Genomic DNA, 20599 nt, shown 5'->3' with positions numbered 1-20599 from the left:
TTAGAAGTACCCCTCGCGCTTGCGGTCTTCCATCGCTGCCTCGGAGAGCTTGTCGTCGGCGCGGGTGGCGCCGCGTTCGGTGAGGCGGCTGGCGGCAATCTCGGCGATGACGTCGGCGATGGTGACGGCGTCGGAGTCGACGGCTCCGGTGCAGGACATGTCGCCGACGGTGCGGTAGCGGATCAGGCGCCGCTCGACGGGTTCGTGGTCCTTGGGGCCGCCCCAGTCGCCGGCGGTGAGCCACATGCCGGAACGGGAGAAGACGTCGCGCTCGTGGGCGTAGTAGATCTCGGGGAGTTCGATGTTCTCGCGCTCGATGTACTGCCAGACGTCCAGCTCGGTCCAGTTGGAGAGCGGGAAGACGCGGACGTGCTCGCCGGGCGCGTGGCGGCCGTTGTAGAGCGACCAGAGCTCGGGGCGCTGGCGGCGCGGGTCCCAGGCGCCGAACTCGTCGCGCAGGGAGAAGACGCGCTCCTTGGCGCGGGCCTTCTCCTCGTCGCGGCGGCCGCCGCCGAAGACGGCGTCGAACTTGTGGGACTCGATGGCGTCGAGCAGCGGGACGGTCTGGAGCGGGTTGCGGGTGCCGTCGGGGCGCTCGCGCAGACGGCCGTCGTCGATGAAGTCCTGGACGTGGGCGACGTGCAGGCGCAGGGAGTGCCGGGCCGCGACGCGGTCGCGGTAGGCGATCACCTCGGGGAAGTTGTGGCCGGTGTCGACGTGCAGCAGCGAGAACGGGATCGCGGCCGGCCGGAACGCCTTCAGCGCCAGGTGCAGCATGACGATGGAGTCCTTGCCGCCCGAGAAGAGGATCACCGGGCGCTCGAACTCCCCCGCGACCTCGCGGAAGATGTGCACCGACTCCGCTTCCAGCGCGTCCAGGTGGGACAGCGCGAAGGGGTTCTTCGAACCGTCGTCGGTGTGGACCGGGCTGTCGGTCGCGGTGGTCATGCGAGGCCCCTCTCGGTCAGGAAGGCGTGCAGCTCGGCGGCGGAGTCGGCCACCTCGCGGCCCTGGGTCTGGAGGCGCAACTCCGGGTTCTCCGGGGCCTCGTACGGGTCGTCGACACCGGTCAGGCCGGAGATCTCGCCGGCCGCCTGCTTCGCGTACAGCCCCTTGACATCGCGCTCGGCGCAGAGTTCCACCGGGGTGGCGACGTGGATCTCCAGGAACTCGGTGCCGGCCGCGGCGTGCCGCTCGCGGACGGCGGTGCGGGAGTCCGCGTACGGGGCGATGACCGGGGCGAGCACCTTGACGCCGTGGGCGGCGAGCTTCTCGGCCACGAAGCCGATCCGGGTGACGTTGGTGTGGCGGTCCTCGCGGGTGAAACCGAGGCCCTTGGAGAGGAACTCGCGGATCTCGTCGCCGTCCAGGACCTCGACCCGGTGGCCCTCGGCGCGCAGCCGCTCGGCCAGGGCGAAGGCGAGCGTGGTCTTGCCGGCGCTCGGCAGCCCGGTCAGCCACACGGTGGCGCCGCGCTCGCGGGGGGCGGCCGCGCGGGCCGTCCCTGCGGCTCCGTCGGCGGCCGGGCCCGCGGCGGAGCCGCTGATGGACACAGGGGCTGTCGTCACGGTGAAGTCTCCATAGGGGTGTTGACGGTGGATCAGAGGTGAATGCCGCACTCGGTCTTGCCGGATCCCGACCAGCGGCCGGCCCGGGCGTCCTCGCCCTCGGCGGGCTTGCGGGTGCAGGACAGCGGCGCGCAGCCGACGGACGTGTAGCCCTCCCACAGCAGCGGGTTGAGCAGGACGCCGTTGGCGTTGACGTAGGCGTCCACGTCCTCCTGCGTCCAGCGGGCGATCGGGGCGAGCTTGACCTTGCGGCGCTTGGCGTCCCAGGCGACCACGGGGGTGTTCGCCCGGCTGGGCGACTCGTCGCGGCGCAGCCCGGTGGCCCAGGCGTCGTAGCCGCCGAGGCCGCGGTTGAGCGGCTCGACCTTCCGCAGCGCGCAGCACAGGTCGGGGTCGCGGTCGTGCAGGGCGGGCCCGTACCGGGCGTCCTGCTCGGCCACGGTCTGCAGCGGCTTGAGGGTGATGACGTTGACCGGCATCACCGCCGCCACCGCGTCCCGGGTGCCGATGGTCTCCGGGAAGTGGTAGCCGGTGTCGAGGAACACCACGTCCACGCCGGGGAGGACCGAGGAGGCGAGGTGGGCCACGACCGCGTCCTCCATGGAGGAGGTGACGCAGAACCGCTTGCCGAAGGTGTCGGCGGCCCAGGCCAGGATCTCCTGCGGGGTCGCCTCCTCCAGCTCGCGGGCGGCCCGGACGGTGAGCGCCTCGTGGTCAGGCGTCGTGCCGGTCATGCGGCCCACCCCCGTTGGTCGTCGACAGCAGGCCGAGGAACTTCAGCTGGAAGGCCCGGCGGCAGGCGTGGCACTCCCAGGCGCCGTGCCCGGCCTCGGAGGGCCGCAGGTCCTCGTCGCCGCAGTACGGGCAGAAGAACGGTGCCGCTCGCTCACTCATGCGCCCACCTCGCCGGCTCGTCCGCTTCGCTCGTTCACGAGAGCTGCTCCTCGCCGGCCCGGGCCGCCCACTGGGCGAAGCGCTCGCCCTCGGCGCGGTCGGCCTGGTAGCGGGTCAGAACGCGCTCGACGTAGTCGGGCAGGCCGTCCTTGGTGACCTTGAGCCCGCGGACCTTGCGGCCGAAGCCGGCCTCCAGGCCCAGCGCGCCGCCCAGGTGCACCTGGTAGCCCTCGACCTGCTCGCCGTTCTCGTCGGTGACCAGCTGGCCCTTGAGGCCGATGTCGGCGACCTGGATGCGGGCGCAGGCGTTGGGGCAGCCGTTGATGTTGATGGTCAGCGGCTCCTCGAAGTCCGGCAGGCGCTTCTCCAGCTCGTCGATGAGCGTGCGGCCGCGCTCCTTGGTCTCGACGATGGCGAGCTTGCAGTACTCGATGCCGGTGCAGGCCATGGTGCCGCGGCGGAACGGCGACGGGGTGACCCGCAGGTCCAGCGCCTCCAGACCGGCCACCAGCGACTCGACCCGGTCCTCGGCGATGTCGAGGACGATCATCTTCTGCTCGGCGGTGGTGCGCAGCCGGTCGCTGCCGTGCTCGGCGGCGAGGTCGGCGATCCGGCCGAGCAGTCGGCCGTCGACCCGGCCGACGCGCGGCGCGAAGCCGACGTAGTAGCGGCCGTCCTGCTGCCGGTGCACGCCGACGTGGTCGCGCCAGCGGCCGCTGGGTTCGCTCGGCGCCGGGCCGTCGACGAGCCGGTACTTGAGGTACTCGTCCTCCAGGACCTGGCGGAACTTCTCCACGCCCCAGTCGGCGACCAGGAACTTCAGCCGGGCGCGGTTGCGCAGCCGGCGGTAGCCGTAGTCGCGGAAGATGCCGATGACGCCGCCGTAGACGTCCGCGACCTCGTCCAGCGGGACCCAGGCGCCCAGGCGTACGCCGAGCTTGGGGTTGGTGGAGAGCCCGCCGCCGACCCAGAGGTCGAAGCCGGGGCCGTGCTCGGGGTGGACGACGCCGACGAAGGCGACGTCGTTGATCTCGTGCGCGACGTCCAGCAGCGGGGAGCCGGAGACGGCGGACTTGAACTTGCGCGGCAGGTTGGAGAAGTCCGGGTTGCCGATGAAACGGCGCTGGATCTCCTCGATGGCGGAGGTGCCGTCGATGATCTCGTTCTCGGCGATGCCGGCCACCGGGGAGCCGAGGATGACGCGCGGGGTGTCGCCGCAGGCCTCGGTGGTGGAGAGGCCGACGGCCTCCAGCTTCTGCCAGATCGCGGGGACGTCCTCGATCCTGATCCAGTGGTACTGGATGTTCTGCCGGTCGGTCAGGTCGGCGGTGTTGCGGCCGTACTGCTCGGAGACCTCGGCGATCGCCTTCAGCTGGGCGACGGTGAGCCGGCCGCCGTCGATGCGGACGCGGAGCATGAAGTACTCGGCGTCGAGCTCGTGCGGGTCCAGGATCGCGGTCTTGCCGCCGTCGATGCCCTCCTTGCGCTGGGTGTAGAGACCCCACCAGCGCATCCGGCCGCGCAGATCGGCGGGGTCGATCGAGTCGAAGCCGCGCTTCGCGTAGATCGTCTCAATACGTGTCCGTACGTTGAGACCGTCGTCGTCCTTTTTGAACTGTTCGTTGGCGTTCAGCGGCGTGAAGTGGCCCATGCCCCACTGGCCCTCGCCGCGGTGGCGGGTCACCTTGCGAGCCGCCGCGGGGCGGCGCGCGCCGGCGCTGTCGGCCGTGGGCTCGGCGGTCTCGGGAGTGGTGGCCATGGTGAAGTCCTTCGGAGGCAGGTGGCTCTGACGCCGGGTGGGTCGCTGGGCGTGCTCGGCCGTGCGCTGCTGCTGTGACCTGCGGGTTTCTCAGGACCGGGGGAGCAGTGGCCGTGGCCGGGCGGGCGCCTGCGCATCCGCTTCGGCGGGGATGGCGAGAGGTGGCGCCGGGGGCGGTGGGTGGCGGCGGGGTAAGGCTCAGGTCACCGGACAGATGGCGCTGGACACGCGAAGGAGATCGACGTGGAGTCGACCAACTAGGGTGGTTCCGGCGCTAGGCATGGACAAGAGATTCGCACGGAGCACGACTCGCGGTCCACTAACGTCCGTATAATGGACGTAAAGGTTTCGTATGCCGAGATGCCGGAGCGTTCCCGCCGCTCGTCGGATTCCGCCCCCGGCACGGGCCCTCGCGCCGGTACCGCGACACGGAGATCAACGGACCGGTTCCGGCCCGATACCGTTAGCCCTGTGCAACCAGCAGGCGAAACGACGAGACCGAACCCCGAGCGGCCCTCCCGTCGTCGGGGCAAGGGCTCCCGGCGAGGGGTCAGGAAGCAGGCCACCTGGCGCAGTACGGCCTGGGGGCTGGTCAAGGACACCACCAACACCTGTGTCGAGTACCGGGTCACCGGCCTGGCGGCCGAGGCGGCGTTCTTCACCCTGCTCTCGATCCCGCCCCTGCTGCTCTGCCTCGCCGGCACCCTCGGCTACCTGGACGAGTTCCTCGGCGCGGGCACCATCGACAGGCTGAAGCAGGACATCGTCAAGGCGGCCGGGACGGTCCTGTCGGACTCGTCGATCAAGCAGGTCGTGGTCCCCCTGCTGAACGACGTCTTCGACCACACCAGGCCAGACCTGATCTCGATCGGCTTCCTGCTCTCGCTCTGGTCCGGCTCCCGGGCGCTGTACATCTTCATCGACACCATCACCGTGATGTACGGGCTCGACGGCAAGCGCGGCATCGTCAAGACCCGGCTGATGTCGCTCGGCCTCTATCTCGGCGCCCTGGTCATAGGCTCCCTGGTGCTGCCGCTGCTGCTGGCCGGCCCGGGGCTGGTGCTGAACGCCGTCCCCGACATCGCGACACTGGTCAACGCCGCCTACTGGCCGTTCGCCATCCTGCTGCTGATCGTCTTCCTCACCACGCTCTACCACCTCGCCGTGCCGGTCTCCACGCCCTGGCGGGAGGACATCCCTGGTGCGCTGGTGGCCCTGGTCGTCCTGGTGTTCTGCAGCGTGGCCCTGCGCCTCTACCTGGTCAGCTCGGTCGAGGGCCCGTCGGTGTACGGCTCGCTGGCCGCGCCGGTGGCCGTGCTGCTGTGGATCTTCGTGGTCGCGCTCGCGGTGCTCATCGGCGCCGCCATGAACGCCGCCATAGACCGGCGCTGGCCCACCCTGGAGACCGCCGACGCCCGCGCCGAGAACGAGCGCGCCAACGAGGAGGCCGCCGCCGCGGTGGTCCGCGAGGTCGCCGCCCGCCGCGCCGTCGAGCGGGCCCGCCGGGCCCGTGAACTCGGCCTCGCCGAGGGCGCCGAGGAGGAGTACTACGAGGACGAGGGCGACGACGTCGACGTGCCCTCCGAGTACCCCGAGCGCTGGGCCGACGTGCTGGCCGCCGACAACGTCCGCGGCCGGATCACCGCGCGCGGCGGACCGCACCACCGGCCCACCCCGCCCCCGCCGGACAGCGACCGGCCCACCGCGCCGCCGCCCGACCGCACCCTGCCCAGCTATCCGCCCCGGCCGCCGTGGGAGCAGCGGTAGCGCGGTCGGGCCGTTAGACCGCCGGCACCGCCGCCGTCACCAGGTTCGACACCGGTGGCGGCTCCAGGGCGGTCCGGCCGGCCGAGTCGCTCAGCTTGACCAGCAGGGCGATCATCAGCCAGTTCGCCACCATCGACGAGCCGCCGGCCGCCAGGAACGGCAGCGCCTTGCCGGTCAGCGGGATCAGCCCGCTGACCCCGCCCACCACCACGAACACCTGGAGCGCCAGCGCCGCGGACAGCCCGGTCGCCAGCAGCTTGCCGAACGGGTCGGAGAGCCCGACCGCCGTCCGCAGCCCGCGCTGCACCAGCAGCCCGTAGACCAGCAGCACCGCCGTCACCCCGGTCAGGCCCAGCTCCTCGCCGATGGTGGTGAAGATGAAGTCGCTGCGTCCGGCGAAGCCGATCAGCCAGGGCCGGCCCTCGCCGAGCCCCGTCCCGGTCAGATGTCCGGTGGCCAGGCTGAACAGCGCCTCGGCGGGCTGGTCGGAGACCAGCGCCTTGTCGTGGACCGGCAGGTAGATGTCCAGCGGGTGCAGCCAGGCCTCCACCCGGCCGTGCACATGCGGCTCCAGGGTGCCGACCACGGCCGCGCCCCCGACGGCCATCAGCAGGCCGAGCACCATCCAGCTGGTGCGCTCGGTCGCCACGTACAGCATCACCACGAAGACACCGAAGAAGATCAGCGAGGTGCCGAGGTCGCGCTCGAAGACCAGCACCAGCAGGCTGGCCACCCAGATCGCCAGCACCGGCCCGGCGTGCCGGCCGCGCGGCAGGGTCAGTCCCCAGACCTTGCGGCCGGCCAGCGCCAGCGCGTCCCGGGAGGCCATCAGATAGCCGGCGAAGAAGACGGTGATGGCGACCTTGACGAACTCGTCCGGCTCGAACGAGAGCCCGGCCACCCGGATCCAGCGCTTGGCCCCGAAGCTGTCGCCCGGGAAGAACGCGGGAGCGGCCAGCAGGACCAGCGCGCCCGCCATGATCAGGTAGACGTAGCGCTGGAAGAACCGGTGGTGCCGGATCGTCACGATCAGCGCGACGGCCGCCACCACCGCGATCACCACCCAGGTCAGCTGGGACGGCGCGGTCGGCAGCTTCTGGTAGTCGCCCTTGGCCGCGTGCACGGCCGCGTACGACTTGTCGAGCCGGTCGAGCAGCAGCAGCCCGAGCCCGTTCAGCAGCACCGCGAGCGGCAGGATCAGCGGGTCCGCGTACGGGGCGAACCGGCGGACCGCCAGATGGGCGGCCAGGACCAGCAGACCCAGGCCGCCGCCGTGCACCAGCAGGCCGGGCGGCAGCTTCCCGGTCATCGCCAGGTCGGCGTCGACGTGTCCGGCGAGACAGACCACCACCGCGAGGGCCAGCAGGCCGAGCTCGATGTTGCGGTGGCGCGCGGCCAGCCGGCGGCCCTCGCCGCGTGCACTGCTTCGCACCCTGTTGTCCCCTTGTCCACCCCCGTGGCCGGAATGCCGCGGTGCATCCTCCCAGACGAAGGCGGTGGCCGGGCGGTTGCGGTTTTCGGGGCCGGCCCCGGTGGGCCGGTCCTGCGGGCCCGGTTCCGGGCCGTAGCCCTGGGTCATCGGTTGGGAGCCGGGTGGCCGTGGGTGGCCGTGGGCCTGCGCCGGGATTCGCCCGTCCGGGGGACCCTGGCGGTGGTGATCCACTCGGGATCGGCCATCATGGCCGGGCGCCGTCGCCCGCCCGGGTGACGGCCGCGGGTTGACGGCCGCGGGTTGACGGCCGTGCGCTGACGGCGGGCGGTGACGGCGGCGCGGTCGCGGTGGAGCGAGGACGGGGTGAACGGACGGATGGACGGCTCGGTACAGGCGATCGGCTACCACGGACCGCCGCCCTGGCAGTGGGCCGACCTGGTGACCTCGTGGACGGCCGAGCCGCTGGTGCTCACCCTCGCGGTGCTGCTCGGCGGCTGGTACCTGTACGCGGTGCGGACCGTCACGCGTGCGGGTGCGGGTGCGGGTGCGGGTGCGGGTGCCGGCGCCGGTACGGGCGCGGTGTCGGGTGAGGGCTGGCAGCCGACCCGGGCCGCGGCCTTCCTCGGCGGGCTGCTGCTCTGGGTCTGGGCCACCTGTTCCGGCCTCGGGGTGTACGAGCGGGTGCTGTTCACCGACCGGGCCGTGCAGGTGGTGCTGCTGCTGATGCTGGTCCCGCTGCTGCTGGCGCTGGGGGCACCGGTCTCGCTGCTGGTGCGCTCCTCGCCCCCGGCCCGCCGGGAGCGGATCCTGCGGGCGCTGCGCGGCCGCCCGTCCAAGGTGCTGATGTTCCCGGCCGTGTCGACCGCGCTGCTGATGGCCCCGCCGTGGCTGCTCTACTTCACCCCCTGGTACCAGGAGTCGCTGGCCAGCGGGCTGGGAAACGCCGCCCTGCACCTCGTGCTGGTCGCGCTCGGCCTGGCGTACTTCTGGCCGCGACTGCAGATCGACCCGGTCGGGCACGAGTACCCGCACCTGGTCGGGCTGTTCATCACCTTCGCCGAGGTGATCTTCGACGCGGCGCTCGGCCTGGTGCTGATCTACGGCGGCCATCTGGTCGCCGGGCACTACTACGAGGCGCTCGGCCGGCCGTGGGGGCCGAGCCCGGCACAGGACCAGACCTGGGGCGGCAACGTGCTCTGGGTGCTCGGGGACCTGGTCGGGCTGCCGTTCCTGGTCGCGCTGGTCCGCCGCATGATCGTGCAGGGGCGGGAGGAGAACGCCGCGGTGGACGCGGCGCTGGACGCCCGCTTCGAGGCGGCGGCCGCCGAGGCGAAGGCGGCGGGCGGGCCGGCCGAGGAGGAGCAGGGCATGCGGCCCTGGTGGCTGGACGACCCCGGCCTGCGGCACCGTTTCGGCGGTCCGTCGTAGGGCTTGTCCGGGCGGCCGCGCCGGTGCGGCGGCCGTCGAAAACCGCAGGTCAAAAATCGGTTGGCGGCCTCGGAGGCGTTGGCTACGGTGTGACCAGTCCGATTCGGGGCCGTTGTCGCGGCCCAAGGAGAGAAACAGGAGGTGAGCCTCGTGGCTGTCACTGCCGTCACGGCTGCCCTGGGCAGCGCTCGCATAGACCACCTCCCCCTCCCGGCCGCCGGCTGACGCACCCGAGACGCCCGACTCCTCGTCTCACGCAGCCGCAGCCCGCCGGGATCACGTTCCTCCCGAAGGGCCCACTGCGTTGTTCAACGCTGCCTCCGAATCCGTCACCTTCTCCGACTTCTCCGACTCCTCCGGCACCCCGCTGTCCGGCTACGGCTGGACGTCCGCGCTCGACGAGCTCTTCGCGCCGCTCGCCGAGGCCGGGCTGACCCCTGCCCGGATCGTCCGGGTCGACCGCGGCCAGTGCGACGCCGTGCTGACCGATCCCGGGACGGGTGAGCTGCGCACCGTCCGGGCCGACACCCGGCCGGTCGGCGACGCCGACATGATCAACTGCCCCTGCACCGGCGACTGGGCGGCGGTGGACCTGGCGGCCGCGCCGATGCCCACCGTCGCCGCGCTGCTGCCGCGCTCCACCGCGATCATCCGCAAGGTCGCCGGCAAGCGGTCCGACGGCCAGGTGCTGGCCGCCAACGTGGACACCGTCCTGATCGCCGCCTCGCTCGCCGCCGAACCGGACCTCGGCCGGATCGAGCGCTTCCTCGCCCTGGCCTGGGAGTCCGGCGCCGAGCCGCTGGTCGTGCTCACCAAGGCCGACCTGGTCGACGACGCCGATTTCATCCGCGCCGACGTCGAGGGCATCGCGCCCGGTGTGACGGTGCTGACCGTCAGCGCCGGGACCGGCGAGGGGGTGGACGTGCTGCGCGCCTGCACGCCCGGCACCACCGCGCTGATCGGCCAGTCCGGCGTGGGCAAGTCCACCTTGACCAATGTGCTGGCCGGCGCCGAGGTGATGGCCGTCCAGCAGGCCCGCGCGGCCGACCAGAAGGGCCGTCACACCACGACCACCCGCGAGCTGATCCCGCTGCCCGGCGGCGGGGTACTGATCGACACGCCCGGCCTGCGTGAGGTCGGCCTCTATGGCGGCGAGGGGGTGGCGATGGCCTTCGCCGACATCGCGGAGCTGGCCGAGGAGTGCCGCTTCCACGACTGCGGCCACCACACCGAGCCCGGCTGCGCGGTGCGGGCCGCGCTGGAGGACGGCACCCTGCCGCAGCGCCGGATGGACAGCTATCTCAAGCTCCAGCGCGAGAACGAGTGGATCGCCTCCCGCTCGGACGCCCGGCTGGCCTCCGCCCGGCTGAAGAAGTGGAAGGCCATCTCCAAGTCGGTGCGGGCCGCGGGAGGTCCCGTGAAGAGGTGAGGCCGGCCGGGCAGCCGTTCGCGATCACCCGGCCCCCTGCGGCGGGGTGCCGGGCGGCCAGGCGCCACCAGCAGGGGCGGGTCGGCCCGTCGGCGGCCTGCCCGGCCCCCTGCGGCGCAGGCCCACCCGGGCCTGCGCCTGCGGCACGGGTCAGCGCAGGTCGGCCACCACGCGGAAGCGCTCCAGCACGACGGGCGTGGTGTCGTCCACGGCGAAGTCCGGGTCGTCCAGGGCGGCCCGCAGTTCGGGGCTGTGCCAGAAGCGCTCGTGGCCGGCCCGCCAGTCGGCGACCGTGGTGTAGCCCTCGCCCTCGTCCACGGCGTGCCGCAGACCGACCCCGGCCAGCGCGACGACCCGGACGTCGGTGAGCTCGATCACGGCCACCGGCCGCCCGTCCGAATCGATCACCGCCCCGTGCGCGCCCGCCTGCCGCAGCGGCTCGCCCTCGTGCTCGTACTCGGCGAGCAGCCCGGTGGTGCTGGTCTTGGCGCCGCTCAGGATCGCCGCGACCAACCGGTCGCGCAGCGGCCCGGGGAAGGCGAACTTCTCCACGTCCAGGGCGGCCACCCTGGGTTCGTCCGGACCGGTGTACGGCTGCGCGTTCATGGGGGCTCCTGTCGGGCGTCGGCCATCGGCCATCGGGCACTGGGCACTGGGGCCGGGCACCGTTCGGGCCGGGCGGGGCCTGGCCGGGCCGGGGTTGAAGGGCCCCGTCAGGGTAGTCGCGGGCCGGCCCGCACGGCTCGTGGTTTTCCGCCCCGCCCGTACCCTGCCCGCGGCCCGTCCGTACCCTGCCCGCGGCCCGTCTGCAGCCGGTCCGCAGCCGGTCCGGGTCCGCGACGCCCATGTCCGATTCCCGCCAGTCGAGGGGCCTCCGGTGCCGCAGACTGGAGAGCGTGATCGACGACGACATCCGGTACCGAGCCGTGGACAGCCGGGACGCCCGCTTCGACGGCGTCTTCTTCACGGCCGTCACCTCGACCGGCATCTACTGCCGACCGAGCTGCCCCGCCGTGACCCCCAAACGCGCCAACTGCACCTTCTACCCCAGCGCCGCCGCCGCCCAGGGCGCCGGCTTCCGCGCCTGCCGCCGCTGCCGCCCCGACTCGGTGCCCGGCTCGCCGGAGTGGAACCACCGGGCCGACCTGGTCGGCCGCGCGATGCGGCTGATCGGCGACGGCATCGTGGACCGGGAAGGCGTCGCCGGCCTCGCCCAGCGCCTCGGCTACAGCTCCCGCCAGCTCCAGCGCCAGCTCAGCGCCGAACTCGGCGCCGGGCCGATCGCCCTGGCCCGCGCCCGCCGGGCCCAGACCGCCCGGCTGCTGCTCCAGACCACCGAGCTGCCCGTCACCGAGATCGCCTTCGCGGCCGGCTTCGCCTCGGTGCGGCAGTTCAACGACACCGTCCGCGAGGTCTACGACCGCACGCCCAGCGGGCTGCGCGCCGAGGTGACCGCCGGGCGGCGCACCGCGACCCCGGCCGGCGGCCTGACCCTGCGCCTCGCCTACCGCGGGGCGATCGACAGCGACCACCTGATCGACTTCCTCGCCCTGCGTGCCGTCCCCGGCGTGGAGGAGGTCGTCCCCGGCGCCCGGCCCGGCGTCCGCACCTATCGCCGCACTCTCGCGCTCCCGTACGGCCACGGCATCGCCGAGGTGGACGGCCTCGCGGCCGACCACCCGCGCACCCGCGGCTGGCTGGACTGCCGGCTCTTCCTCGCCGACCTCCGTGACCTGCCGACCGCCGTGCAGCGCCTGCGGATCCTGTTCGACCTGGACGCCGACCCGGACGCGGTGGACGAGCAGCTCGGCACCGACCCGGTGCTCGGCGCGCTGGTCCGGGCCCGCCCCGGCCTGCGCTCGCCCGGCCATGTGGACCCGCACGAGCTGGCCGTCCGCGCCGTGCTCGGCCAGCAGATCACCGTCGGCGCGGCCCGCACCCTGGCCGGCCGGCTCGCCGGGAAGTACGGCACCGAGCTGCCCGAACCCGACGGCGGACTGCGGCTGCTCTTCCCGACCGCCGGCGCCCTGGCGGTGGCCGACCCCGAGGACTTCGCGATGCCCGCCGCCCGCCGCCGGGCGCTCACCGGCCTCTGCGCGGCCCTCGCCGAGGGCGCCGTCCGGCTCGACGGCGGCGTGGACCGCGCGGAGGCGGCGGCCCAGCTGCTCGCCCTGCCCGGCATCGGCCCGTGGACCGTCGGCTATCTGCGGATGCGGGCCCTCGCCGACCCCGACGTCTTCCTGCCGAGTGACGTCGGCATCCGCCACGGCCTCACCCGGCTCGGCGCCCCCGGCGACCCGAAGTCCGCCGCCCGCGCCGCCGAGGCCTGGGCACCCTGGCGCTCGTACGCCGTGCACCGGCTCTGGGCGGGCGCCGCGAGCGACATCAGCACTGGAACGGAGAACACCCGCGCATGAGCACCACCGTCTTCACCACCATGGACAGCCCGTTCGGGCCCCTGCTGCTGAGCGGGGTCCGGCCGGAGGACGGCGGACCGGCCGCGTTGGCCACCGTCACCGCCCCCGGGCAGAAGTACGCGCTCGCCGAACCCGCCGACGACTGGGTCCACGACCCGGACGCCCTCGCCCGGGCCGTCGAACAGCTCACCGCCTACTTCGCCGGCGAGCGCACCACCTTCGACCTGCCGCTCGCCCCCGTCGGCACCGAGTTCCGCCGCCGGATCTGGGACGCCCTCGACGACATCCCCTACGGCGAGACGGTCACCTACGGCCAGCTCGCCGAGGCGGCGGGCCTCTCACCCCGGGCCGTGCGCGCCGTCGGCGGCGCGGTCGGCGCCAACCCGCTGCTCGTCGTCCGCCCCTGCCACCGCGTCATCGGCGCCAACGGCACCCTCACCGGCTTCGCCGCCGGGGTGGAGAACAAGCGCTGGCTGCTCCAGCTGGAGAGCGGCGCGCCGGGCAACGGTCAGCCCGGCAACGGTGAGCCGGAGCACGGGGTGCTGTTCTGACGGTACGACCGGGCCGCCGACGTGCCGCCTCGTCTCCGGGGTGTTGACCCGGTGCGGCAGCCGCAGGATCGCCGTCCGTCCAGGGCTCGATCCGTAGCCGTGGTGCGGCGCCGGGCGACAGCGGATTATTCGGGCGGGGCGCCGGCGCCGGGCTCGGCGAGGGCGCGGGCGAGGTGTTCGAGCGCCGGGAGTGCCTGCATGACGGCCTCCCGGTCGGCGGGGGAGAGGGTGCCGAGGGCGGTGGCGATGCGGCGTTCGTGGGCGCGCTGCCAGTCGTCCAGCTGTCGCTGACCGGCCTCGGTGAGGGCGATCCGGGCGGTGCGGCGGTCGCCGGGATCGGCCTGGCGGTCCACGAACCCGGCCTCCAGCAGCTTGCCGACCAGGCCGCTGACGGTGTTCGGGGCGAGCCGCTGGCGGGCGGCCAGTTCGCCGACCCGCAGGGGTGCGGCGGCGAGCGTCTGGAGGAGTTCGACCTGCGCCATCGGCAGGGACTCCCACGGGTAGTCGGTCCGGATGCTGCTGCGCAGTGCGCGGCGCAGCCGGGTGACCACGTCGGTGAGCCGCCGGGCGCGCTCGTTCGCCGGGCCGCCGCCGGGGTCCGTGGGGTCTGCCGGGTCTGTGGGGCCGCCGGGGTCCGCCGGGTCCAGGACGTCCGGACAGGTCCCGCCCTCGGTCCGGGGTCCGGCGGCGGGATCGGGAACGGGCGGTGACGACGGCATGGCGGACAGCGTAGCGCCTGGTGGCGGCCTTCCCGGCGTTCTGATCGCATACCGAACAGCTCGTAGAAAGAACATATCTGTATCCGATATATTTCGCTGTATGAACGCCACCGCCCTTGCGAGCCGGCTGCTCACCGAGCGGCCCCGGCCGCGTGGTGTCGCCGGCTGGCGGCACGCCCACTGGCTGGCCGTCGCCACCGTCTGCCTGGGCGCGTTCCTGGGACAGCTGACCGCCAGCGTCACCGCGCTGGTCTTTCCGGAGCTCGGACGGCACTTCGGAGCCGGCTTCGCCGCCGTCGAGTGGGTCGCGCTGGCCTATCTGCTGGTGCTGGTGGCCCTGTTGGCGCCGATCGGCTGGCTCTCCGACCTGGTCGGCCGCAAGACCGTGTACCTCGGCGGCTTCGGTGTCTTCGCCCTGGCCTCGCTCGGTGCCGGGTTCGCCGGCGGTCTCTGGATCCTGGTGGCCTGCCGGGCCGTCCAGGCGGTCGGCGGCGCGATGATGCAGGCCAACAGCGTCGCCCTGGTGGCACGCGGTGTCCCCGAGCGGGCGATGCGGCGTGCGCTGGGCATCCAGGCCGCCGCCCAGGGGCTCGGCCTGGCGCTCGGCCCGAGCCTCGGCGGGCTGCTGGTGGAGCACGCCTCCTGGCGGTGGGTGTTCTGGATCAACGTGCCGATCGGCCTGCTCGGCATCCTGGCCGGCTGGTACCTGCTGCCGCGCACCCACCCCGACCGCGCCGCTCCGGTCGGTACCGCGCGGATCGGCACCGCTTGGCCCGGCGGCGCCGCGGGCGTGACCTCGGGCGGCCCGTTCGACCTGCCCGGGCTGCTGCTGCTCACCGGCGCGTCCACCGCGCTGCTGCTCGCCCTCTCCGCCGCCTCCGGCCTGCCGCTGCCCGGCTGGGCGGTGGCCGTGCTGCTGCTCGCCGCCGTGCTGCTCGCCCTCGGGCTGGTCCGGCAGGAGCGGCGGGCCGCCCGGCCGATCCTCGCACCCGGGCTGGTCAACACCCCGGGTGTGCGGTCCGGCCTGCTGGTCGCGCTGATCGGGTACCTGCTGCTGTTCTGTCCGCTGGTGCTGGGCCCGGTACTGCTCACCGGGTCGGGTGTGCCGGTGGGCCGGGCGGGCCTGGTGATCACCCTGCTGCCGGCCGCGTTCGTGGTGGCCGCGACCGTCGGCGGCGGTCTGCTGCCCCGGGGCTGGTCGGACGTCACCCGCTGCCGCTTCGGCGCGTCCGCCGCGGGTGCCGGGCTGCTGCTGTTCGCGCTGGTTCCGGCCACCGGCACGGCGGCGGCCGCGCCGCTGCTGGTCACCGGGTACGGGCTGGGCCTGCTGCTGCCCGCCAACAACGCCCTGGTGATGCGGGCGATACCGGCGGGGTGCTCGGCGGTCGGCGGCGGCATGGTCAACATGGCGCGCAGCCTGGGTACGGCGCTCGGCACCGCCCTGCCCGTGCTCGGTGTCCACCTGGCGGGCACGGCGTCCGGCGGTCGGACGGTGCTGATCGGGCTCGCCGTCGTCGCGGCCCTCGCGGTCGCCCTGACCCGCCCGGCCCGGCGCCCCGCCCCGGCCGGTCGCCCGGTCGCCCGCTCCCGGTCGGACACCTTGTAGCCCTCCGCCCCATCGGCGCCACGCGCGGAACCGCAGGATCCACCGGCTGCCCGTTCCGCCGCCGCACGCTGCCCGGACGCACCTGGCCGTGGGGTTCAGGGGCCAACGCCGTCGTCCACCACAACGGGATGACGCGTTCCACCGATCTGGGCGGCCTGCCACTCGAACCGCGCCACCAGCCCCCGCACTGCCTGGTCACCGTCCGCCGGGCCTGACCCGCGCGCTGCGGCGAACGGCCGGGGTGCGGTGGACGGGGAGACCGTCCGCCGCACCCCGGCCGGGTGGGGCGAGCCGTTCAGGAGGCCGGGACGCCGGGGGCGGCGTCGCGCTCCTTGAGCATGTCGGTGATCAGCTGGATCTCCGAGGTCTGCCCGACCACCATGGACTGGGCGAGCCGCTTCTCGGTGTCGTTCTTCGCCAGGTCCACATAGCCCTGGGCCATCTCGACCCCGCCCTTGTGGTGTTCCAGCATCAGCTGCAGGTAGAACACCTCGGCGTCGCGCCCGCTGAGCGTGCGCAGCTTCGCCAGCTGGGTGTTGGTGGCCATGCCCGGCATCAGCGAGCCGTCGTGCGCCTGGTAGCCGTGGTCCATCGCCATCCACACCATCGGCTTGGCCGGTGAGTGCTGGGAGAGCCCCCACTGGTCGAGCCAGCCCATCATCATCCCGCGCTGGTTGGCCTGGGTGTTGATGATGTCGAAGGCCAGGGTGCGGACGGGCTCGTCGGCCGTCCGGTCCCGGACGATGAACGACAGGTCCACGGCCTGCTGGTGGTGGGTCGCCATGTCGCGGGCGAACCCGGCCTCGGGCGAGTCGGTCGCCGGCGCGGTCAGGGAGGACGAGCCGGAGGCCGACGTCCCGCTCGCCACCAGGGCGGGCACGCCGAGTGCCAGCGCCAGGGCGGCGGCCAGCGCGGCCGGCCACCAGAGCCTCCGGCGGCTCGCCGCCGGGGCCCCGTCGTCCTCGGCCGGGGCCTCGGACGCCTCGGCGGTCACATCGCCCCCATGGTGCAGGAGGCGCCGGGCTCCTGGGTCTGCTGGCCCTGGACGTACTTGGTGAAGAACTCGTTCACCCGGGGGTCGCTGGCGCTCTCCACGATCAGCTGGGTGCTCCAGGCGCTGAGGGTGATGGTGCCCTTCTCGTCCGGGTACGGGCTCATCAGCGAGTACGGGGTGGTCTTCACCTTGTCGGAGAGCGTCTTGAGGTCCTCCGGCGTGGCCTTGCCGTTGTACGTCACCCAGACCGCGCCGTGCTCCAGCGAGTGGACGGCGCGCTCGTTCTCGACCGGCTGGTCGTAGACGTGGCCCATGCAGTCCAGCCAGATCGCGTTGTGGTCGCCGCCGACCGGCGGGGTCTGCGGGTAGGTGACCTTGTCCTTGACGTGGTTGCGGCTGAGGTCGCCGAAGGTCTGCACGCCGTCGATCGGCGCGGCGGCGGCGGCCTGCTTGGCCTTCTTGTCCTGGTTGGCGTCCACCACGACCCAGGTGCCGGTGGCGATCGCGCCGACCACCAGGACACCGGCGACCACCGACGCGACGATCTTGTTCCTGCGGTCGCGGCGCTCCTCGACGGCGCGCAGCTCGGCGATCCGGGCGCGGCGGTCGAGGCCGGCCTGCTTGCCGGTCGGCTTGTTGGACTGCTTGGAGGCGGAACCCATGGGTTGTCCTTGTCCCCGCCGCGCGCTGTGGGCACGGCGGTCTGAAGAGAGAGCGGAAGGGCGGACCCGCCGGTCACCGCCCTCGGCGAAAGCCGCGGGGGACCAGGCGGTGGGCTCCGCTCAGGACCGGTGTACCTGGAGTTCGTGCAGGTCGGGCGCCGGGTGCGGGCCGACCAGAAGCCCGGCGCGGGGCAGCCGGGGCAGCGTCTCGGCCGCCTCCGTCCGGGGCGCCACCGCGGGCTGCGGCTGCGGCGGCGGGTTGGGCAGCTGGGCTTCCTGGGCGCAGTACGGGTGGCTGGAGCAGCCGTTGTTGCGCTGCGGCAGCTCGCCGTCGGCCGAGCACCAGGTCCAGTGGCGGTGGCCCCCGGCGTCCGGACGGTCGGCGGTCCGGTGGGCGGGGCCGGTGTGCGGGGCGGCGGACTGCCGGTCGGGCCCGCCCGCGCGGGCCTGGCGTACGCCGGGCGCCCCCGTCGCCCCGGCGGCCGGACCGACGAGGGTGGTGGTCAGGGCGGTCGTGGCCGCGGCGGCCACCTGCGAAGAGGCGTGGCGGTGGCCCGTGACCGCCTGGGCCTGCCCCGCGCACGGCAGTGAGGTGAGCAGCCCGACCAGCAGCAGGATCCACAGCGCACCCACCGGGTGGCCCGTGAGTGCGGCCCTCCCCGGTCGGGGTGATCTGGGGGCCGACGCGGTCATGCGCACATTTAATCAGCCGAACGGGTGAACCGATGCCCCTGCTCCGGGGCCATTTTCGGCGGCCGACGGACCGGAACGTCCCGGAAACGCCCTGCTCGGGACGGTTCCGGTAAGCACGAATGGAACGGCGGCGGAACCGGGGGCGAACCCGGGGACCGACCCGGTGGCCGGGATCATCCGATCAGTGCGTGTCCGTGTCCGGTTGTCGCCGAAACCCGGACAGCGTCGTTGCACTTGGGGAGAATGACGTCGAGTCCGGCCCCGCCGGGGGCGGCGCGACCACGGACCGACCAGGAGCCGCCAGATGAGCAATCAGGGTGCACCCGCGAAGCAGCAGCAGCGGTCGGAGGACGGCTGGTGGGATGCGGTCTACCAAGGCCCGGCGGGCACCCTTCCCGACACCCCGGACGCCGTGTCGGGGGAGGGCAGTGTCGACGACTGGTTCGAGACGGCGGCCGGGTTGATCGGCCGGCAGCGGACGGGCGAGCCGGCGGTTCCGGCGGCGGACGCCGCGGTGGCGGAGGTGCCGGCAGCGCCGGAGCCGGCCGAGCCCCCGGCGGCCGAGGAGCCGGCCGAGGAGCCGGCCGAAGCGGCGCCGCTGTCGGAGGTGGCGCCGACGGGGGACGAGGGGCCGGCGCGGGACAGCATCGACGACTGGTTCGACACCGCGGCCGGGGTGATCGGCCAGCAGCCCGCTGCGGAGGAGACCCACAGGTTCCCGGCCCCGTCCTGGGCGGCCGACGCGCGGGCCGAGGAGCCGGCGGACGCTCCGGTACCGGCGGCGGAGCCCGAGGCCGTACCCGAGCCCGAGCCTGTTCTCCAGAAGCCGGAGCCGGTGCCGGTTGCCCAGAAGCCGGAGCCCGAGCCCGCGTCGGAGCCCGCCCCGGTCCTGACGAAGCCCGAACCCGAACCCGCCCCGGCCGTCCGGCCACCCGCCCCCGAGGCGGCTGCCCCCGCTCCCGCGCTCTCCGCGCCCCGCCCCACCCCCCGCTCGCCGCGCCCCGGCGCCGGGCCCGTCGTGCCGCACGTCGGTGAGCGCCCGCCCACGTACGGGCCGGAGCCGACCGCCGTCCCGGAGACGGCCCCCGGCACGCTGGCCGCCGTCGTGCCGGACACCGCGCTGGAGGGCGCCCAGTACGCCTCCGCCACGCTGCGCGCCGTCTCCGTCCGGGGCGACTCCGCCCGCCACCGGGGCGAGCCGCGCCGCGACACCCTGCTGGTCACCAGGTTCGGCGACGGCCCCGACGGACTGCTGCTCGCGGCCGTCGGCAGCTTCGACCGCTCCGCCACCGAGTCCGCGACCGCCCCGGGCGCCGAGCCCGGGACCGGCACCGCCACCGACGCCGCCCCGGAGGCCGTCGCCACGGCTACCGCCGAGGCCTGCCGCCAGCTCGCCGCCGCGATCGGCCGCAGCCGGTCCGGGCTTGCCGCCGACCTCCGGGACGGCGCCCGCGACCGGCTCCGGTACGGACTCCAGCGGCTGGCCACCAGCGCCGCCGCCCCGCTGCGCGCGCTCGCGCCCCGGGCGGAGGGCGACGACGCGCCGTCCCCCGCCTCGCTGCACTGTCTGCTGCTCTCGCTCGACCCGGCGGCCACCTACCGGGCGGCGTTCGGGGTCGGTCCCGGCGGGCTGTTCCTGCTGCGCTCGGGCCACTGGATCGACGCCTACGCGGCCCGTCTGCTGCACCACCCGGACGGCCAGCCGCCGCTGCCCGACGCCCCGGTGCCGGAGCCGCGCCCGTTCCGCTTCCGGATGGTCCCGGCCACCCCGGGTGACATCCTGCTGCTCTGCAGCCCGGGCCTGGCGCGTCCGATCGCCGACGAACCGGCCGTCGCCCACTTCCTCGCCGCCCACTGGGCCCACCCCCACCCGCCGGGCACCGTGGACTTCCTCCGCCAGGTGCAGGTCCGCGCCAAGGGGTACGCCGACGACCGCACGGCGGCCGCGATCTGGACGGAGTGAGCGGGGCGAGCGGTCAGTTGGCCGCCCCCAGCAGGGCCCGGCAGGCCGAATCCGCCAGGTGCAGCGCCTTGGTGCGGCGCGCGCCGGGCAGCCCGAGGGCGAGCGGGACGGCGAGACCGTCCAGCAGGGCGCGGATCTGGAAGGCGCGCTCAACGGCCGGGCCGGGCCCGAAGTGGCCTGCGGCGGTGCCGTTCTCGATCAGGACGACCAGGTCCGCCTGCCACGGGGCCTCGATCTCCAGCTGCCCCTGCCGGAGTTCCTCGCTGGCGGGGGAGCGGCCCCACACCTCCACCCAGAGGATCCAGCGCGGGTCGCCCGGCCCCTCGGGCAGGTAGAGCCGGACGTACTCGCCGAGCCGCGCCCAGACGTCCGGTCCGGCGCCGGGCCGGATGCCGTCGGTCAGGGCGCCGTCGGTCGGGACGCCGTCGGTCAGGGCGGCGTGGCGGCGGGTGCCGAGCTGCTCCTCGCTCCAGCGCAGGGTCTCCAGCAGCAGCTGGTCCTTGCTGCCGAAGTAGTAGAGGAGGTGTCCGGCGCTCATCTGGAGCTGTCTGCCCAGGCCCGCCATGGTGAGTCTGGCGAGCCCGTGCTCGGCGATCGCCGCCCGCGCGGTGGCGAAGACCTCCTCGCGGGGGCGCGCCGGCCGGCGCGGGCGGGGCTCCGTCATCTGCTCGTCTCCTCTGTGCCGTGCCGTGCCTGCGTCGTGCCTGTGTTGTGGGG

The 20599-nt window shown here is 74.1% G+C and carries 20 protein-coding genes; 7 read left to right on the top strand and 13 right to left on the bottom strand.

Features of this window, described 5'->3' with window-relative positions; genetic code table 11:
• The 6 genes from cysD to ACIP82_RS30065 all read right to left on the bottom strand — a co-directional run bounded on the left by cysD (position 1) and on the right by ACIP82_RS30065 (position 4503).
• Positions 1–948: a sulfate adenylyltransferase subunit CysD gene (gene cysD, locus ACIP82_RS30090; RefSeq protein WP_363609199.1), complete on the bottom strand. Its 948-nt coding sequence runs from the start codon at positions 946–948 to the stop codon at positions 1–3.
• Positions 945–1568 carry an adenylyl-sulfate kinase gene (cysC, locus tag ACIP82_RS30085; protein WP_400657962.1) on the bottom strand — a complete coding sequence of 208 codons (624 nt, stop codon included), beginning with the start codon at positions 1566–1568 and terminating at the stop codon, positions 945–947. Before cysC ends, cysD begins: the two co-directional genes overlap by 4 nt.
• Positions 1569–1600: 32 nt before the next feature.
• On the bottom strand, positions 1601–2302 hold the full coding sequence (locus ACIP82_RS30080; RefSeq protein WP_400657960.1) for a phosphoadenylyl-sulfate reductase: 702 nt from the start codon (positions 2300–2302) through the stop codon (positions 1601–1603).
• Positions 2283–2462: a hypothetical protein gene (locus ACIP82_RS30075; protein ID WP_363609195.1), complete on the bottom strand. Its 180-nt coding sequence runs from the start codon at positions 2460–2462 to the stop codon at positions 2283–2285. The genes ACIP82_RS30080 and ACIP82_RS30075 overlap by 20 nt, the downstream gene beginning before the upstream one ends.
• 34 nt (positions 2463–2496) lie before the next feature.
• Positions 2497–4221 (bottom strand): nitrite/sulfite reductase, encoded by a 1725-nt coding sequence (locus ACIP82_RS30070; RefSeq protein ID WP_363609193.1) that lies wholly within the window; start codon positions 4219–4221, stop codon positions 2497–2499.
• Positions 4222–4419: 198 nt separating this feature from the next.
• Positions 4420–4503, bottom strand: a complete 84-nt coding sequence (locus ACIP82_RS30065) for a putative leader peptide (RefSeq protein ID WP_310593185.1) — start codon at positions 4501–4503, stop codon at positions 4420–4422.
• A 189-nt stretch (positions 4504–4692) separates the two neighbouring features.
• Between ACIP82_RS30065 and ACIP82_RS30060 the strand changes: the two genes are divergently transcribed.
• On the top strand, positions 4693–5988 hold the full coding sequence (locus ACIP82_RS30060) for a YihY/virulence factor BrkB family protein (RefSeq protein ID WP_363609191.1): 1296 nt from the start codon (positions 4693–4695) through the stop codon (positions 5986–5988).
• Positions 5989–6001: 13 nt separating this feature from the next.
• Here ACIP82_RS30060 and ACIP82_RS30055 read toward each other — a convergent pair whose 3' ends face one another.
• On the bottom strand, positions 6002–7420 hold the full coding sequence (locus ACIP82_RS30055) for an FtsW/RodA/SpoVE family cell cycle protein (protein ID WP_400657957.1): 1419 nt from the start codon (positions 7418–7420) through the stop codon (positions 6002–6004).
• 363 nt (positions 7421–7783) lie between these two features.
• Between ACIP82_RS30055 and ACIP82_RS30050 the strand changes: the two genes are divergently transcribed.
• The gene (locus tag ACIP82_RS30050; protein WP_400657955.1) at positions 7784–8848 is read left to right on the top strand and encodes a cytochrome c oxidase assembly protein; all 1065 of its coding nucleotides are present in this window, start codon (positions 7784–7786) and stop codon (positions 8846–8848) included.
• Between the two features lie 304 nt (positions 8849–9152).
• Positions 9153–10277: a ribosome small subunit-dependent GTPase A gene (rsgA, locus tag ACIP82_RS30045; RefSeq protein ID WP_400657953.1), complete on the top strand. Its 1125-nt coding sequence runs from the start codon at positions 9153–9155 to the stop codon at positions 10275–10277.
• A 150-nt stretch (positions 10278–10427) separates the two neighbouring features.
• Here rsgA and ACIP82_RS30040 read toward each other — a convergent pair whose 3' ends face one another.
• Complete coding sequence (locus ACIP82_RS30040; protein ID WP_400657950.1) at positions 10428–10883, bottom strand: ASCH domain-containing protein; 456 nt, start codon at positions 10881–10883, stop codon at positions 10428–10430.
• A 290-nt stretch (positions 10884–11173) separates the two neighbouring features.
• On the opposite strand from ACIP82_RS30040, the gene ACIP82_RS30035 reads away from it, so the two are divergent.
• Both ACIP82_RS30035 and ACIP82_RS30030 read left to right on the top strand, forming a co-directional pair.
• Positions 11174–12694 carry a DNA-3-methyladenine glycosylase 2 family protein gene (locus ACIP82_RS30035; RefSeq protein ID WP_400657948.1) on the top strand — a complete coding sequence of 507 codons (1521 nt, stop codon included), beginning with the start codon at positions 11174–11176 and terminating at the stop codon, positions 12692–12694.
• On the top strand, positions 12691–13245 hold the full coding sequence (locus ACIP82_RS30030) for a methylated-DNA--[protein]-cysteine S-methyltransferase (RefSeq protein ID WP_363609179.1): 555 nt from the start codon (positions 12691–12693) through the stop codon (positions 13243–13245). Before ACIP82_RS30035 ends, ACIP82_RS30030 begins: the two co-directional genes overlap by 4 nt.
• Before the next feature lie 125 nt (positions 13246–13370).
• Here ACIP82_RS30030 and ACIP82_RS30025 read toward each other — a convergent pair whose 3' ends face one another.
• Positions 13371–13964, bottom strand: a complete 594-nt coding sequence (locus ACIP82_RS30025) for a MarR family winged helix-turn-helix transcriptional regulator (protein ID WP_363609177.1) — start codon at positions 13962–13964, stop codon at positions 13371–13373.
• A 100-nt stretch (positions 13965–14064) separates the two neighbouring features.
• Here ACIP82_RS30025 and ACIP82_RS30020 point away from each other — a divergent pair, with 100 nt between their 5' ends.
• On the top strand, positions 14065–15570 hold the full coding sequence (locus ACIP82_RS30020) for an MFS transporter (protein ID WP_400657944.1): 1506 nt from the start codon (positions 14065–14067) through the stop codon (positions 15568–15570).
• 295 nt (positions 15571–15865) lie between these two features.
• Here ACIP82_RS30020 and ACIP82_RS30015 read toward each other — a convergent pair whose 3' ends face one another.
• The 3 genes from ACIP82_RS30015 to ACIP82_RS30005 form a co-directional block, all read right to left on the bottom strand.
• Positions 15866–16564, bottom strand: coding sequence for a DUF305 domain-containing protein (locus tag ACIP82_RS30015; protein ID WP_400657941.1), 699 nt, complete (start codon positions 16562–16564; stop codon positions 15866–15868).
• A complete protein-coding gene (locus ACIP82_RS30010; RefSeq protein WP_363614887.1) occupies positions 16561–17226 on the bottom strand; it encodes a DUF3105 domain-containing protein in 666 nt (221 codons plus the stop codon). The genes ACIP82_RS30015 and ACIP82_RS30010 overlap by 4 nt, the downstream gene beginning before the upstream one ends.
• 120 nt (positions 17227–17346) lie before the next feature.
• Entirely contained in the window at positions 17347–17859 is a 513-nt protein-coding gene (locus ACIP82_RS30005) for a hypothetical protein (RefSeq protein WP_363614889.1), read from the bottom strand.
• Between the two features lie 364 nt (positions 17860–18223).
• Between ACIP82_RS30005 and ACIP82_RS30000 the strand changes: the two genes are divergently transcribed.
• A complete protein-coding gene (locus ACIP82_RS30000; protein WP_400657937.1) occupies positions 18224–19882 on the top strand; it encodes a hypothetical protein in 1659 nt (552 codons plus the stop codon).
• Positions 19883–19895: 13 nt separating this feature from the next.
• Here the strand turns inward: ACIP82_RS30000 and ACIP82_RS29995 are convergent, their stop codons facing one another.
• Positions 19896–20546: a TetR family transcriptional regulator C-terminal domain-containing protein gene (locus tag ACIP82_RS29995; RefSeq protein WP_400657935.1), complete on the bottom strand. Its 651-nt coding sequence runs from the start codon at positions 20544–20546 to the stop codon at positions 19896–19898.
• Positions 20547–20599: the final 53 nt, after the last annotated feature.

This window comes from Kitasatospora sp. NPDC088548 (genome assembly GCF_044753005.1).
Lineage (GTDB): Bacteria > Actinomycetota > Actinomycetes > Streptomycetales > Streptomycetaceae > Kitasatospora.
Note: the sequence above shows the minus strand (reverse complement) of the source record. Positions and strands in the feature narration are given on the sequence as shown.

Bases quoted from the DNA above. Each gene is read 5' to 3' on its own strand.
- ACIP82_RS30030 (WP_363609179.1), top strand. From the start codon at position 12,691: ATGAGCACCACCGTCTTCACCACCATGGACAGCCCGTTCGGGCCCCTG.
- ACIP82_RS30080 (WP_400657960.1), bottom strand. From the start codon at position 2,302: ATGACCGGCACGACGCCTGACCACGAGGCGCTCACCGTCCGGGCCGCC.
- ACIP82_RS30020 (WP_400657944.1), top strand. From the start codon at position 14,065: ATGAACGCCACCGCCCTTGCGAGCCGGCTGCTCACCGAGCGGCCCCGG.
- ACIP82_RS30000 (WP_400657937.1), top strand. From the start codon at position 18,224: ATGAGCAATCAGGGTGCACCCGCGAAGCAGCAGCAGCGGTCGGAGGAC.
- ACIP82_RS30025 (WP_363609177.1), bottom strand. From the start codon at position 13,964: ATGCCGTCGTCACCGCCCGTTCCCGATCCCGCCGCCGGACCCCGGACC.
- ACIP82_RS30010 (WP_363614887.1), bottom strand. From the start codon at position 17,226: ATGGGTTCCGCCTCCAAGCAGTCCAACAAGCCGACCGGCAAGCAGGCC.
- ACIP82_RS30075 (WP_363609195.1), bottom strand. From the start codon at position 2,462: ATGAGTGAGCGAGCGGCACCGTTCTTCTGCCCGTACTGCGGCGACGAG.
- cysD (WP_363609199.1), bottom strand. From the start codon at position 948: ATGACCACCGCGACCGACAGCCCGGTCCACACCGACGACGGTTCGAAG.
- ACIP82_RS30070 (WP_363609193.1), bottom strand. From the start codon at position 4,221: ATGGCCACCACTCCCGAGACCGCCGAGCCCACGGCCGACAGCGCCGGC.
- ACIP82_RS30040 (WP_400657950.1), bottom strand. From the start codon at position 10,883: ATGAACGCGCAGCCGTACACCGGTCCGGACGAACCCAGGGTGGCCGCC.
- ACIP82_RS29995 (WP_400657935.1), bottom strand. From the start codon at position 20,546: ATGACGGAGCCCCGCCCGCGCCGGCCGGCGCGCCCCCGCGAGGAGGTC.
- ACIP82_RS30065 (WP_310593185.1), bottom strand. From the start codon at position 4,503: ATGCCTAGCGCCGGAACCACCCTAGTTGGTCGACTCCACGTCGATCTC.